Consider the following 14,072-nt stretch of genomic DNA (forward strand, 5'->3'; position numbering starts at 1 on the left):
CCTATAGCCGATTGACAAAAATATGTCAAGGTCCACCACAGGTTTCAGAGCATAACTTTCTTTGCCGAAGCCACAATAGCCTTAAAAAATATGAACTAGGGTGTGAGGCCGTTATGGAAGTCGGTGTATGTTTGAATGATTTGGGGACCTATCGGGATGGACAATGCCCAAGCGGGCACATGGGAATCTGGCAGTTCAAGAGCGACCTATTCATATGAGCCAATCCATCGAACGCATCTTGTGGAGTATCGCAATCCCCGGATTTGGACAACTACTTAACGGCAAGTACCTAAAAGGTGTATTATTCATTGCGTTCGAATTTCTTATCAATCTTCATGCACACCTCAACGAGGTGATTATGCTAAGCTTTTTGGGGCGCCCATCGGCTGCGGTAGCCGTGGTGAACTTTCAATGGCTCATGTTTTATCCCTGTGTCTATATGTACGCGATATGGGACGCATACCGGGATGCAGGAGGAAATTTGGTGCCGTACGGGTATCTTCCTTTCGTCTTGCCAGCCTATTTGGGTACCGTTGGGGTTATCTATTCCCCCGTGGTAAAAATATGTGGAGTGCTACTAGGGCCGATGTGGCTTCCAATGTTGCTGGCCTTCGTCGGAGTAGGGATGGGTATCATATTGAGAGATTGGCTTAATGTCCGCCGTCAATAGGCCGGTACGCGGTGCCGGTCAGGGCGTAAAGCGTTCAATGAAGGAGGTGACGACGTCATTGCTATCTGATGAGGTGGATGGATAGAGTCGGTGCGGAACGTCATTCGTTGACGCAGTGACTTTTCGAAATTTACATAAAAGGAACAATTTGCATCACTTTGTGGTGCGCAAAATTTACTGTCCTGGATAACATATTGCATAAGGCAACTAATGCTTTTGGAGTGTTAGTTTTGTGTGGTTTTGAAAGGAGAACATTCATTGCAGGGGAAGTTTAAAAAGCAACTCGGACTTGTTGATCTCACATTTATTGGGCTTGGTTCCATCATCGGATCCGGCTGGCTCTTTGCCTCTCAAAGAGCGGGTGAAATTGCTGGACCTGCCGCTTGGATATCTTGGATTATTGGCGCGGTGGCCGTTGCCTTGCTTGGATTTGTCTACGCGGAACTTGGCGGTTCACTGCCGCGGACAGGCGGTACGGTTCGCTACCCAGAGTACTCCCACGGGCCGTTGGTGGGGTATTTACTCGGGTTTGCCTCGCTCATCGCCTTTGCGAGCGTTGCAGGTATCGAGGCAGAGGCCATGCGACAATACATGGATACTTGGTGGACGTCATTAGGATCCGACAGCCCGACGTTACTGGGTTGGTTTGTGCAATTGGTGTTGTTGTTGATCTTTTTTGCGCTTAATTTCTTTAGCGTCAATTTGTTTGGTAAAGCCAACACCATCATTACAATCATCAAATTCATTGTACCTATCTTAACGGTCATCGTGTTGTTGACACATATGAAAACCGTGAATTTTTCTTCACATGGGTTTGCGCCGTACGGTTTTTCTGGAATTGAAAAAGCCGTGGCTACAGCCGGTATTATCTTTGCGTTCTTAGGCTTTCAGCAAGCCGTTGGGTTCTCCGGGGAGGCGAAAAACCCACAGCGCAATGTCCCTATTGCCATTATGTTGGCCGTGCTTGGTAGCGCGCTGCTGTACGTGCTGTTGCAAGTGACCTTTGTTGGGGCGCTTCCTGGTAAATTCCTGACACATGGATGGGCAGGGGTACAGTTTACGTCGCCGTTTGCGAATTTGGCCGCGGCACTTGGGTTGGGCTGGTTGTCGACCGTCATTTTGGCGGACGCAATTGTCTCTCCGAGTGGTACGGCAAACATCTATTTGTCTGCGACGGCCCGTGTCATTTTCGCCTGGGCGCGCACGAAGACGTTCTTCCAGTTGTTTGCGAAGGTGGACAACAAGTCGGGAGTTCCGCGTCCAGCGTTGTGGTTGGCGCTCGTCATGGCGATTGTTTTCACATTGCCATTCCCATCGTGGAGTAAGCTGGTCGGCGTGGTGTCGTCGGCGACCGTGCTCACGTATATCCTTGGTCCAGTATCGGCTCACGCATTTCGACGGACAGCTCCTAATCTTGCGCGGCCATTTCGATTAGCGGGAATGGGTATCATTTCGCCTATTTCGTTCGTCATTGCATCGTTGATTATTTATTGGTCGGGGTGGCAGACGGATAGGCTGTTGATTGGCATGCAGCTGATTGTTTGGGTATTGTACCTCATCTTTAACCGATTGGCGCCGAGCGCACAGGTCTCGTTCGGGCAGCAGTTGAAATCCTCATGGTGGCTAGTCGTCTATTACGCGGTAATGATGGTCGTCTCGTATTTGGGTGGCACGACATTTGGTGGTACCAATATTCTGCCGACGCCGTGGGATCAAATTGTCGTGATTCTGATGTCGTTTGGCGCGTATTATTGGGGTGTCTACTCTGCTGTACCGAATCCGAATTTTGACGTCGACGCAGATACGGACGATGCAACGGCACACGTGATGGAGACATTGAAATAAAAGGGAAGGGCGACGACGCTCTTCCCTTTTTTATACCGTGCCGTCGGACGCGGTGAACAGGAATATTTTCCGCCGAAGGCGAAGGACGTTGTCCCGGTTTCTTCGGAAATGACCAGCACGAGGGAATCCCTATGCTGAGATAGACCAAGCGCAGCGCGATGACGCGTACCCAATTTGGTTTCTCCCATCGCGACATTGGATACGGCAGCACGTTGCCTGCGGAGATAATCTGATTTTCTCGCACCAGTACGGCGCCGTCGTGGAGTGGTCCGCCTGGATAAAAGATAGATTCTAACAAGGAACTGGTGAGCGTCGCGCCAATGGCAACCCCGAGTGGATGAGGCTATCGTTCGAATTCACATAAAATACAATGATCATTGCGATTTAAGCGATTCAATAAGTCATCTATTTCACGCCGAACAATCCCAATTTGTTGCTTGAGTTCCGATTTAACGGCATCGGGTAGCGAATACGTTGGGTGTGTCGTCTTGGTCACAATCTTCCCTCCGAAATCTGTGTTGAACACACTCAATTTTGTCCTGCCCACTTGGTAAGGGCTGATACTCTCTGTGAGGGCTTATGTCTTCTATAAAAAGTTTGAACTCCATTTCGAACTTGGCAATCTCCGAAAAAGTGACGAGATCAGACTGGAGATGCGCGAAGGCGACGACGGTTCGAAGTCAACCCCGTATGTACCGAAATCGCTGCAGTACGAAGGGGTGTTTTCTTTCCAAGACAGTGTCTTAGGGCCTGGTTCCGCGCTCGCCCGCTTGGGCGTGCACAGGCGTCTCTGTGTCTTGCACAGCCTTGCCCACGCGCGCCTGCGCACTGGCTACACTTGTGGGCCGGAGAAGTGTTCATGTAGAACGAGCGATGCGGCGCCGATGGCACAAGCTAAATGGCCAAGTGAGCTGTTGCGGATACTCGCTGGGGAGTATGGCTCGGTGAAACTGCGGTCGCGGACGGTATTGTCAACTGTTTCAATCAGTCGATCAGCCGCTGGGCCCACACGGTTTCCAATCACGACGAGCGCTGGGTTTAACCCGTTGACCAGGGAGGCAATACCGATGCCGAGGTAGTTGGCGGCGGTTTCAATGGCGAGATTCGCGTTTGTGTCGCCGGACGCGGCGAGCGCTGCAATTTGTGTAAACGGTTGTCGTATCCCTGTCAGGCGTTGAAAATGCTCAATCATGGCTTTTTCTGAAGCGTACGTTTCGAGACAGCCGTGGTTTCCACAGGAGCATTTTGGGCCATTCCGGTCAATGGTCATGTGACCGAACTCGCCAGCAATCCCCCCTTGCCCTCTGATCAACTGATTGTTCAGGATAATGCCAGTACCAATACCTGTTCCGATACTGACGTACACCATGTTGGCAACGCCCTTCCCGGCACCGAACAACTGCTCTCCCATCGCACCGGCATTGGCTTCGTTGTCGAGGACGACAGGAATCTGTAAGGCTTCCTCTAAGATGGAGCAGAGTTCGATGTTTTTCCACCCCAGGTTCGGCGCATTTAGGACGATGCCGCGTGCGGAATCGACGAGCCCGGGAATGCCAATCCCAGCTCCAATCACACCGAGTGGCGACGTAGGGGCATTTGCAATCAGGGAAGTCATCATGGATGACATTTGATGAATGACCTCGTGCGGATTTTGCGTATCTTCGATGGCTTCTTCGTGCGAGGCGATTACGCGTGCAGATAAATCCAGCAACAGAACCTTGATAAAGTCGACAGCTAACTCCACGCCAATCACGCTACCTACGCTTGGATTGAACTGTAGTTGGACGGGTCGACGCCCCACGCTGTTGGACGGCATTTGGCCTAGTTCTAATACGTAGTTTTCTGAAATAAGCTCATCGACCATACTGGAAATCGTCGCTTTCGTCAGACCAGTTCGGCGGGCGAGCTCGACGCGAGACAGCGGACCTTGAAAGCGAAGAAGGTTTAATACAATCGAGCGGTTTAAATTTTTGATATATGTTTGGTCTCCAGTTCTTGTCACAAAAATACCCCTGTTCACAATAGTTATCGGTCAGTGAATTTCTTGATTATATCACGTCCGGCGGAACGCTTCCTTTTTCCAATGGCACTGCGAACCAACGCAATGAACTTACAATTGAGTTATATTGAATTTTTTGATAATATATATACACTTATGAAACCGTAATCATTGTCCTACTCGTTTGCTGAAACTTCAAGTGAATTGAGTCTGGATATTATCAGGTTTTCCAAAAATGGAGCAGTGCGACTTCATCTGCGTGAGGTGCCGCACTCGTAGATGTGAAGTTTATGTGTGAGTGCTGAATGAAGAGGAGTGTGACGCCAACTATGCAAACCGCAACCCTACCGACCACGATGAAGGCAGCGGTGTTGAAACAACCCTTTGAAATCGTCGTGGACACTGTGCCGGTTCCGTCCCCGCGAGCGGATGAAGTCCTTGTACAAGTGATGGCCGTTGGTGTCTGTGGCTCTGATGTCCATTATTACGAACATGGGAGAATTGGTCGATATGTCGTTGAGCAGCCCTTGATTCTCGGCCATGAATGCGCAGGGGTTGTCGTTCAAGTTGGGGAACGGGTGACCAAATTTCAACTCGGGGACCGAGTGGCTGTTGAACCTGGTGTCGTCTGTGGAAAATGCGATGCGTGCAGACAAGGACGTTACAATCTGTGTCCAGATGTCCAGTTTCTTGCGACACCGCCAGTCAATGGCGCGTTTGCGCAATATATTTGTGTCCGTCAGGACAATGTGTTTGCCATTCCGCCGCATGTATCGTTTGAAGAAGCAGCGCTCAATGAACCGTTTTCCGTCGGCATCCAGGCGGTTACGCGAGCAGGTGTCAAACCGGGGGATACTGTTGCCATTATGGGCGTCGGTCCCGTTGGGTTGATGACCGTGGTGGCCGCTCGGGCGTGTGGCGCTAAGACCATTATTGTGACCGACCTTGAGCCGATTCGATTGAAGGCGGCGATGCATCTTGGCGCATCTTTTGCGATAAATGTCCGCAATCAAGATCCTGTGCAGGCGATTCGAAGGTTGACAGATGGAGTGGGCGTCGATGTTGTGTTGGAAACTGCCGGGAATCCAGAGGCGTTGCGAGCAAGTGTGGCGAGTGCGCGGCGGGGAGGAAAAGTGGCGATTGTCGGTTTGCCAGCGACAGACGATATCGCGTTGGATATTCCGTCGATTGTCGATAACGAGATCGACATTTACGGCGTTTTTCGATATGCCAATACGTATGCACGCGGCATTCAAATTTTGTCTTCTGGTATCGCTGACGTAAAAAGCATTGTGACGGACAGGTTTCCACTCGTGGCTGCGCAGGAGGCCATGGAGCGCGCGCGAACCAATCGAAGCGGCAGTCTGAAAGTGATGGTTTATCCAAACGACTGAGTAATGAGGATGCGTATGAAGAAACGCCAATCCGATGAATTGTGTAAAGCGATGAAGAACAGGACATCTACACGTTACATCTATGTGAACAGGAACGCGAGGGTGCCCCGCGTTCCTGTAATTTTTAGATATGAATCGCATAGGCGCCTGGACCAATGAACGCCACGCCAACGGCAACTGCTATGAGTGCCAATGGGTATTCAAACCCGTTTTGGGTTGCCCAATAACTTTTATTGTGGACGGTGAGAATGGCCACACCCATCGTGATGATGAACAGTAGAGCACTGATTGGCAGCCATAGACCGAGTGCAAACAGAAGACCCGCCACCAGTTCTCCCAGTCCAGCGAGTAGTGCCGCTAGCGTACTGGGCTTGATGCCAAGTGAATTGAGCCAGCCGGCGGTTCCTTTTAGTCCGGGCCCGCCAAACCAGCCAAACAATTTCTGTGAGCCATGCGCGGCGAATGTTACGCCTATAACAATACGAATAATAAGTAACCCTACACTCAACTTTTACACTCCTTAATATATAAACTTACTAAATATAAGTCACGAATTGAATAATAGTACATATTTCGAGTATCGTCAATCCCGTTTTCATGGTGGCGTTTATAAAAAACCAGTCCAATTGGACTGGTCAGCTGTGAGGAGTTTGCGTGGGACTTTCGTTGGAAAGGCCTTGTTGTTTGCGAGTGTTTTTCATCATCATTTGCATCGTTGCTTCCGTTTGAACGTGGTACCGTTTGTCAAATTTCACATTGTCAGGTCCGCTGAGCGCTAGCGTCATGTCGTTGCCTTTACGTTTGTTGGAGTCTGCATGTCGCACGGTCATTATCCACCACGCTCCTTCTGCTTATAGGATGGTGTGAAGGCCGCTAAATTACATATACACTTTTTAGCTCCTGCGGCGAAAACCGGGACACCGTCTTCTCTCGAATGGATAGTCAGCTGACTTCCGACTGACAATAAGGGGGTCCCAGCGTAAGGGATAAGGAGGGAGCAGTTTGGAACACAAGAGGCCGGATCAATATGCCGCGCCAAACCCCCACGAGCCACGTTTAGCTCCTGGGTTAGATGGTGTGAAGGGGTTAGACGCGGAAGCGACTCCTGAGGAAATCGCGGAGGAAAATATGACAAAGGTCACCAAACTGAAGTACGACGAGTATGACCCGAGTGAATCGTAAAGTGAATTTTATGCAACAGCGCCGGGATATGCAACAGGCTGGCCTGGCCTGGCATACGGCCTACATGACAGGACATCATGAGGAGTGGTTAAATGTACGGTCACCAAATGCAGAGTATGAGCGCACAGTTGAACCAATGTCGCCAGATTGCGCAGCACATGATGCAACAGACGCAACAATCTAGTCAGCGCTATCAACAAATGATGCAACAGGAACTTCAGAACGCGCAAACCTTAGAGCAGTTGGCACAGCGTGAACATCAAGCGGCCCAGATGATAGGCCAAGTGTTACAGGGGCATCAAACCGTTATGGAACAGATGCGGCAAGTCGAACAAGCGTGTAATCAGATGGAACAGGTGATACACATGCAGGTGGTTGCCGGGGTTTCGCAGCCGTATGCAGGGCAGAGTTCTGGCTTTCGACAATAGGTGATAGGGGGCGTTCAACCGGGAGCCGCTGCACCAAGGCGGTTCTCGGTTGAACGTTTATCTGTTTAACCCGTCTTACAACACGCGGCGTCCGTACAAAAACTTGTTCGACCAGTAGCTGTCATTCATGTTGACCGTCATGAGTCCGTGACTTGTCACGGCTGCAAACTGTTGGTTCCCAATATAAATGCCGTCGAATGTTGCCGTTCCATTTTGCCCGTAGAGATTATAAAAAACGAGGTCGCCCGTCTCTAACTGCGAACGTGCAATCATGGTACCGACTTGGGCCTGTTCCGCGATGGTTCGCGGCAGTTGAACGCCGGCTTTTCCGAATATGTATTGCACAAATCCAGATGCATCCAATGAGATGCTACTAGGGTTGGCAAGCGCCTCTTGTACAGCCGCGTACACCTGGTTTTGCTTCTGCATGTTGCCGGGCTTTGTAGGAACGAGTTTGATGATTACATTTGATACAGGACTTGTTGTCGTGTTTTTGACTACCGGTTCTGTAGGTTGGGGTGCCGACTGGTGCTTCGAAGAGAAAGGTCCCCAGATGTTTAGGATGACTGCCGCAACAGCCACGACGGAACCACCCAGCATCCCGCTGGCAACCATTTTATACCCGGTTTTCACGGTTTGTCCCCGCTTTCCTGCTGATGATAAGGTCGATTTGGGATTCCTCATAATTCAACAAGAATAAATTCCACTCCATCTCGCTCCCCAATGTATACTACCTATTCGAGTCATATTCCTGTTTCTTGGGCGTGGTTTAAAATAAATGTCACAACTTCGTGGCGCCTCGTTTGGATAAATTGGACGAGGCGCACTCCTGCGGTACACTAGATAGGACGATGTTTTTGGAGGTAGTCCATGTGAATATAAAGGCGTTATGTCTGTCTGCTGCAGTCGTTTTAACGTTGGGCGGCTGTGGGCAACTCAACCATTTGGCGGATGCCAATACGGCGCAAACGGCCGGATCGACCACATTGAATCCGCAGGTGTATGCGACTTGCAAGGATATTTATACGAGTGTCAAGACGGCTGTGAGCCAAAATAAGGACACGCAGTTCGATGATAAGTTGAACAAAATTGAGCATATTGGCCAGAACAGTCCGCAGGGAACGCCGAATGCGGTGTTGTACCAGGATGCCGCGACGGTGGTTGCCCTGGATGATGCGATGAATGCCGAAGGGGCACCCGCCAGGGCAGCCGGCGACTTGTCCAAGGCGTTGGCTAAACTGAAGGCGGATTTAGATAAGTATCAAGCCGGCTAAATCGCGCGTTTGTCCCCTGGTGAATGTCGGCGACAGCCTTGTCTCACTACTCATACGCTACACGAGATGTGAGACAAGGAGGTCAATGTCTGATGGCAAATCTCAAGCATGTGCCGCACTTCACGCGCAAGCATAGGCGTACACCGCGTCCAATGGATGCGTCGGCGACCATCCAGGCGGCTTTGTTTGGATGGTCCTCTTCAAATTGGTCTGGGTATGCGATTGCGAGTGACACCAATGGGACATATCAGAGTGTCTCTGCGTCGTGGCAGGTTCCTGCTGTGCAAGCTACGCCGACAAGCCCCGCGCCGTCTGGTTGGGGATGGTTGGGTCGCCTCTTCTCCTGGCTGTTTGGCGGGGGCGGACAGTCGTCGATGGACGCATATTCAGCTACGTGGATTGGGATTGATGGGTTTAACAACAGCAACCTGATTCAAACGGGCACCGCTCAGAATATCGTGAATGGAAAGCCTCAATATTACGCTTGGTGGGAGATTTTACCGGTGGCAGAAACCGAAATTGACCCAGTGCAATATCCGGTTTCCGCTGGAGACATGATGACGGCGGCTATCGCCAAACAAGCGGATGGGACATGGCAAATTCAATTGGCCAACCAGACGCGCGGCTGGACATTTTTGAAGAATGGAATTCAGTACACTGGACCGCAAACGTCAGTTGAGTGGATTGAAGAGGCGCCGGAGGTCAACGGATCGATTACTATTCTGGCCAACTATGGTCAAGTGATGTTTTCCAACATTACAGTAAATGGTGCAAACCCGAATTTACAAATTAGCGAAGCAGGTGTGTTGGTACAGGGGAACCAGCAACTGTCCACGCCGTCTGCACCTGGCCCCAATGGCAATGATTTTAACATCGCATACGGGGCGACGCAGCCGTCCGCGCCGAGTACCTGATGCCTCAGCGATTGCGCTGAACTTGTGAACGCGCAGCACGCGTGTGACAATACCCGTCTTTTTGCCCGCCTTTTCACTCTGTGGTGAGGGGCGGGTTTTTTGCCCGCCTGCTAAATGCCTTGCAACGGGTGCGCGCTTTCCGGCATGATATGGGCAGATGCTCCAACGGAGGTGGTTATATATGCAGACGATGAAGGCAGTTGGGTTGTATCGATATCTGCCCATTACGGATGAGGAAAGTCTGATTGACCTCGAAGTCGAGATGCCAGTCCCGACTGGGCGAGATATCTTGGTTGAGGTGAAGGCGGTATCCGTGAATCCAGTCGATACCAAGGTGCGTGCGCCAAAGGATAAGGTGGAATCGCAACCGAAGATCCTCGGTTGGGATGTGGCAGGTGTCGTCCATGCTGTAGGACCGGACTGTACGCTATTTGCTCCAGGAGACAAGGTGTATTATGCGGGAAGCATTACACGTCAAGGTGGGAACTCGGCTTATCATGTGGTGGATGAGCGGATTGTTGGGCGGATGCCAAGCTCCTTGAGTTTTGCACAGGCTGCTGCGTTGCCGTTGACGAGCATCACGGCGTGGGAGGGCATGTTCGACCGCCTTCGCATTTCCCGCAAACCAGCCGACAATCAGGGGCGCAGCATACTCATCGTCGGAGCGGCTGGCGGCGTGGGTTCGATTGCGACGCAGTTGGCAAAATTGGTGGGCTTGACCGTCATCGGTACTGCGTCACGCGAGCAGTCAAGCCAGTGGGTCAAAGACCACGGTGCAGATTATGTAATCAATCATTACGAGCCATTTGTCCCACAGCTCAAGGCGATTGGTGTTGAGCATGTGGACTATGTTTTTTGCTTGAACGCCACGGAGGCGCATTGGGGTCAGATGGCAGAGGCGGTTCGACCGCAAGGTATGGTTTGCTCTATCGTCGAAGCAAAGTCAGACTTGAATCTGAACTTGCTGAAGGAAAAGAGCGGTACATATGTGTGGGAGTACATGTTTACCCGCGCAATGTTTCAAACGGATGATATGATAGAACAGCACCATCTCCTAAATGAATTGGCGAAACTCATTGATTCGGGTCAGATTCAGACGACTGTGACCGATGTGCTGTCGCCGATTAATGCGGAAAATCTACGGCGGGCGCATGCCATGATAGAGTCGGGGTCAACCATTGGGAAGATTGTGCTGGAGCACTTTTAATGGGGCCGAGGTGTGGCCGGGTTGAACAATTCTAGCCGCGGTACAAATTTTTTATGGGAACCGTGGTATAGTATCGTGATGTACTGACCATAATGCTGTTAGCATCACGAGACACAGAAGAGCCCGGACGCATATTTATGCAACCCGGGCACGCCTGTGACATTCCACGTGTTTAGGCTACACAAGGAAGAGATTGTGTACAAGCCCGGATCATGATACACTGCACGCAATTGGATCGTGAAAATCACGGGAACAGTGGAAAACTGCAGCACTAATACGTATTCATTGCAGGAGGTTGTTTAGATGAACAAGCAAGATTTGATTAACAAGACAGCAGAAAAGACTGGCCTGACCAAGAAGGATAGCGAAGCAACGGTCAACGCGATTTTTGAGACCATCGAGGAAGCGTTGAGTGCTGGCGAAAAGGTGCAAATCATCGGCTTTGGCACATTTGAGACGCGCGCGCGCGCCGCTCGCTCCGGTCGCAACCCACAAACTGGGGAAGTCATTGAGATTCCGGCGTCTACCGTTCCGGCATTCAAACCAGGCAACAACTTGAAAGAAAAAGTAAAGTAAATCGACTAGGCTTTACGAAAGAAAGGGCAGCTAGCCTCGAGGAACGTTCCTCGTGCTCGCTGCCCTTTTGGCGTTTACACCGTCAGCCAGCTCACGGCAATTGGTTGGCGGGGGAGGACAACCAGTTGGATGGAATCTTCGTGTTCGTCCAATCCTGTTTCGGCATAAATGATGCGTGGTGTTCGTCGAAGTATGCATCGAGCATTTGGCGTGCAATAACACCGGCCAGCGATGCACCATAACCACCGCCGGGAATCATAATCGCCATCGCCACTTGTGGATGGTCAAGCGGTGCGTAACAGATGAACACCGAGTTGTCCGTCTTTTGGTTGTGAATCGTGATTTGTGCAGTACCCGTCTTTGCAGCGACTTTGTACGGTGCGTCGGTGAACAAACCGTCTGCCGTCGCGTCCTCGCCACCTGTCGTCACTTCGTACATCGCTTGCTTAATCAAATCGTAATACGTTTGCGACCCGCCCACTTGCCCAGTCACTTTTGTCTTCACGGTCGACAAAGGCTTCGCTCCGTTCGTCGGCGTATCTGTTGGGCTATACACTTTGTCCAGCAAATGTGGCTGCAATTTCTTGCCGTTGTTTGCGAGGGTCATTGCGTACTCGGCTAACTGCATGGTCGTGAACGATTGCGATTGTCCAATGCCTGCTTCTGCCAAACTGGCGGGGGTGCCGTTGTTGGCGTACTCCCCGGTCTTTTTAATTGACGCTTCACTCGCCTGCAGGTCGTACGGAATTTCTTTTTCCTTACTTGTGTCGTAGATATAAAACTGCCCTGGCTCCTCACCTGGCAAGTCGATGCCCGTCTTCGGACCCAATCCGAAATCCCACTCGCCTTGGAAGAGCGCGTTGATACCCTTCGCGAAGTCGGTGTTTAAATAGTGTTGGTAGCTGCCGTCACTCGGCGGATAGCTACCCCCACTGACTGAACTGCTACCAAACCACTTTCCGAGTCGGAGTCCAACTTCATAGAAGAAGACGTCACTGGAGACTGCGATGGCGTGAATGGGATCCAGCCAGCCAAACCGCATGCCTTCATCCTCGTTCAACCAAGTTTTGCCGATATACAACCCGCCCTCGTCGTCCAACGTGTAATCGGGGGTGATGGCGCCTTGTTTCAACGCGGTGAGCAAATTTGCCGGTTTCACTGTTGAACCGGGGTTTTGAATGTCCTGTATCGCATTGTTCAACTGGGCCCCTGAATTCTCCAGGTAGTTTACTTGTGCACTTGTCATGGGCTTGCCACTGGTAAACCAGTTTGGGTTCAAGTATGGGTAACTCACCATCGATATGACACCGCCGGTCTTGACGTTAAGCATGACCGCCGCTGCGTTGGTGATTAAGCTCTTGTTATCCGAACTGTTGATATCGTTCATAATGATATTCTGTGCTTCGGCTTGCATGTGACCGTCGAGTGTCAATTGGAGGTTGTCTCCAGGTGTCGCCGCTGGTGCCGAGCCGACCGTCTGGACTGTGCCGGTCGAAGGATCTACCGTCAACAGTTCTTCACCAGGTTTTCCTTGAAGCTTTGATTCGTATTCCTGTTCAATGCCTGTCGTACCAACTTTTTGGCTCACAATGTAACCTTTTTTCAAGTACTGATTTTTATTTTGGGCTGTGATGCTACTGACGTAGCCTAAGACTTGGCCTGCCAAATCCCCTTCTGGATATTGACGTTGATACGTCTGCGTGATTTCCACGTTGGGCAAATCCGACTTATGTTCAACCACGTACGCGATTTGACTCTTAGTCGCGTTGGTTTGCAAGGGAATCTGCAAGTCGGTTTTGTCTGTTGTCATCGTGTGATACAAAGCTTGCGGCGTCTTGTTTAACACGGGCGCCAATTCGTTTGCTACCTTGTGTAACGTGGTTTTTGGAATCGACGTAAAATTGTCGAGCACGATGGTATCGGATGGCGTATCCCAAGCCAAGACCTGGCCATTGGCGTCGTAAATCCACCCGCGCTGTGGCGTTTCCGCTACGCGTACAAATTGTGTATTGACTTCGGCGTTGCGAAACGTGGGTCCTTTGACAATTTGAACGTACGCCCCGCGTAAGATGAGCCCGGTAAATGACAAGAAAATAATGAAGTAGACGGTGTTGATGCGGAGCATTTTTTTCATTTTTTTCGGCTTATCCTGATTCATGCAACCATACCTCGTCGTGGGCGCGTCGGGAGAAGTTTACCGACCACCAGTATTTTCGGAAGTGCAGCCCTAGACGCAATGTGGGATTGGGCTTGTACGGAAGAAACATAAAAAAGGCACACGCTGATGCCTATGATTGATTTCCGCGACGACATAACCAGTGTCCGTTAAAAACCATAGGGTTTCAACGGGAAATGATCTCATTCCCGTATGACATCTGGAAGCCGTTTACCCGCGACCATTTCAGGGAAATTGCGGTGCATTTTCAGCTGCGGTGAACCCGTGAAGAAATGCTCTTTCTATTATAGCCGTCCGATGAATCAGTTTGGAGAATAGAATCGAGAAATTGAGAGATTTGTCGAAAACCGTTTAAAATCTATGTCCTTAATCCCGCTGTTTATCATCTGCTCCACTTGCTGACGCCC

14 protein-coding genes and 1 pseudogene are annotated in these 14,072 nt (G+C 50.7%); 9 read left to right on the forward strand and 6 right to left on the reverse strand.

The window, feature by feature from the left end; translation table 11 throughout:
- The first annotated feature begins 214 nt into the window (after positions 1 to 214).
- Together J3482_RS12780 and J3482_RS12785 are read left to right on the forward strand one after the other, a co-directional pair.
- Positions 215 to 670 (forward strand): hypothetical protein, encoded by a 456-nt coding sequence (locus J3482_RS12780; RefSeq protein WP_146823743.1) that lies wholly within the window; start codon positions 215 to 217, stop codon positions 668 to 670.
- A 258-nt stretch (positions 671 to 928) separates the two neighbouring features.
- On the forward strand, positions 929 to 2,515 hold the full coding sequence (locus J3482_RS12785; protein WP_146823742.1) for an APC family permease: 1,587 nt from the start codon (positions 929 to 931) through the stop codon (positions 2,513 to 2,515).
- 68 nt (positions 2,516 to 2,583) lie between these two features.
- Here the strand turns inward: J3482_RS12785 and J3482_RS20960 are convergent.
- From J3482_RS20960 to J3482_RS12800, 3 genes and pseudogenes are all read right to left on the reverse strand, one after another.
- A pseudogene (locus tag J3482_RS20960) lies at positions 2,584 to 2,846 on the reverse strand (diadenylate cyclase); the annotation flags it as partial.
- Positions 2,847 to 2,858: 12 nt separating this feature from the next.
- Positions 2,859 to 3,062 carry a diadenylate cyclase domain-containing protein gene (locus J3482_RS12795; RefSeq protein ID WP_328702701.1) on the reverse strand — a complete coding sequence of 68 codons (204 nt, stop codon included), beginning with the start codon at positions 3,060 to 3,062 and terminating at the stop codon, positions 2,859 to 2,861.
- 285 nt (positions 3,063 to 3,347) lie between these two features.
- A complete protein-coding gene (locus tag J3482_RS12800; RefSeq protein WP_146823741.1) occupies positions 3,348 to 4,517 on the reverse strand; it encodes an ROK family transcriptional regulator in 1,170 nt (389 codons plus the stop codon).
- 326 nt (positions 4,518 to 4,843) lie between these two features.
- On the opposite strand from J3482_RS12800, the gene J3482_RS12805 reads away from it, so the two are divergent.
- Positions 4,844 to 5,908, forward strand: a complete 1,065-nt coding sequence (locus J3482_RS12805) for an NAD(P)-dependent alcohol dehydrogenase (RefSeq protein WP_146823740.1) — start codon at positions 4,844 to 4,846, stop codon at positions 5,906 to 5,908.
- A 124-nt stretch (positions 5,909 to 6,032) separates the two neighbouring features.
- Here the strand turns inward: J3482_RS12805 and J3482_RS12810 are convergent, their stop codons facing one another.
- On the reverse strand, positions 6,033 to 6,416 hold the full coding sequence (locus tag J3482_RS12810; RefSeq protein WP_146823739.1) for a DoxX family protein: 384 nt from the start codon (positions 6,414 to 6,416) through the stop codon (positions 6,033 to 6,035).
- A 494-nt stretch (positions 6,417 to 6,910) separates the two neighbouring features.
- On the opposite strand from J3482_RS12810, the gene J3482_RS12815 reads away from it, so the two are divergent.
- Both J3482_RS12815 and J3482_RS12820 read left to right on the forward strand, forming a co-directional pair.
- Positions 6,911 to 7,090 carry a hypothetical protein gene (locus J3482_RS12815; protein ID WP_146823738.1) on the forward strand — a complete coding sequence of 60 codons (180 nt, stop codon included), beginning with the start codon at positions 6,911 to 6,913 and terminating at the stop codon, positions 7,088 to 7,090.
- Positions 7,091 to 7,182: 92 nt separating this feature from the next.
- Positions 7,183 to 7,518, forward strand: coding sequence for a hypothetical protein (locus J3482_RS12820; RefSeq protein WP_223204198.1), 336 nt, complete (start codon positions 7,183 to 7,185; stop codon positions 7,516 to 7,518).
- 75 nt (positions 7,519 to 7,593) lie between these two features.
- Here the strand turns inward: J3482_RS12820 and J3482_RS21585 are convergent, their stop codons facing one another.
- Positions 7,594 to 8,151 (reverse strand): C40 family peptidase, encoded by a 558-nt coding sequence (locus J3482_RS21585; protein ID WP_188332295.1) that lies wholly within the window; start codon positions 8,149 to 8,151, stop codon positions 7,594 to 7,596.
- A 239-nt stretch (positions 8,152 to 8,390) separates the two neighbouring features.
- Here J3482_RS21585 and J3482_RS12830 point away from each other — a divergent pair, with 239 nt between their 5' ends.
- The 4 genes from J3482_RS12830 to hbs all read left to right on the forward strand — a co-directional run bounded on the left by J3482_RS12830 (position 8,391) and on the right by hbs (position 11,489).
- Positions 8,391 to 8,792: a hypothetical protein gene (locus J3482_RS12830; RefSeq protein ID WP_146823736.1), complete on the forward strand. Its 402-nt coding sequence runs from the start codon at positions 8,391 to 8,393 to the stop codon at positions 8,790 to 8,792.
- A 92-nt stretch (positions 8,793 to 8,884) separates the two neighbouring features.
- Complete coding sequence (locus tag J3482_RS12835; RefSeq protein WP_236018216.1) at positions 8,885 to 9,706, forward strand: G1 family glutamic endopeptidase; 822 nt, start codon at positions 8,885 to 8,887, stop codon at positions 9,704 to 9,706.
- A gap of 181 nt (positions 9,707 to 9,887) precedes the next feature.
- On the forward strand, positions 9,888 to 10,913 hold the full coding sequence (locus J3482_RS12840; RefSeq protein WP_223204196.1) for a zinc-binding alcohol dehydrogenase family protein: 1,026 nt from the start codon (positions 9,888 to 9,890) through the stop codon (positions 10,911 to 10,913).
- 303 nt (positions 10,914 to 11,216) lie between these two features.
- Positions 11,217 to 11,489 carry a non-specific DNA-binding protein Hbs gene (gene hbs, locus J3482_RS12845; protein ID WP_021297794.1) on the forward strand — a complete coding sequence of 91 codons (273 nt, stop codon included), beginning with the start codon at positions 11,217 to 11,219 and terminating at the stop codon, positions 11,487 to 11,489.
- A gap of 91 nt (positions 11,490 to 11,580) precedes the next feature.
- Here hbs and J3482_RS12850 read toward each other — a convergent pair whose 3' ends face one another.
- Positions 11,581 to 13,647: a peptidoglycan D,D-transpeptidase FtsI family protein gene (locus J3482_RS12850; protein WP_146823735.1), complete on the reverse strand. Its 2,067-nt coding sequence runs from the start codon at positions 13,645 to 13,647 to the stop codon at positions 11,581 to 11,583.
- Positions 13,648 to 14,072 lie beyond the last annotated feature (425 nt).

Source organism: Alicyclobacillus suci (assembly GCF_017329615.1).
Taxonomy (GTDB): Bacteria; Bacillota; Bacilli; order Alicyclobacillales; family Alicyclobacillaceae; genus Alicyclobacillus; species Alicyclobacillus suci.

Excerpts from the sequence above, each read along its gene's own strand:
- J3482_RS12850 (WP_146823735.1), bottom strand. The coding sequence starts at position 13,647 with ATGAATCAGGATAAGCCGAAAAAAATGAAAAAAATGCTCCGCATCAAC.
- hbs (WP_021297794.1), top strand. The coding sequence starts at position 11,217 with ATGAACAAGCAAGATTTGATTAACAAGACAGCAGAAAAGACTGGCCTG.
- J3482_RS12820 (WP_223204198.1), top strand. The coding sequence starts at position 7,183 with ATGTACGGTCACCAAATGCAGAGTATGAGCGCACAGTTGAACCAATGT.
- J3482_RS12780 (WP_146823743.1), top strand. The coding sequence starts at position 215 with ATGAGCCAATCCATCGAACGCATCTTGTGGAGTATCGCAATCCCCGGA.
- J3482_RS12835 (WP_236018216.1), top strand. The coding sequence starts at position 8,885 with ATGGCAAATCTCAAGCATGTGCCGCACTTCACGCGCAAGCATAGGCGT.
- J3482_RS12840 (WP_223204196.1), top strand. The coding sequence starts at position 9,888 with ATGCAGACGATGAAGGCAGTTGGGTTGTATCGATATCTGCCCATTACG.
- J3482_RS12805 (WP_146823740.1), top strand. The coding sequence starts at position 4,844 with ATGCAAACCGCAACCCTACCGACCACGATGAAGGCAGCGGTGTTGAAA.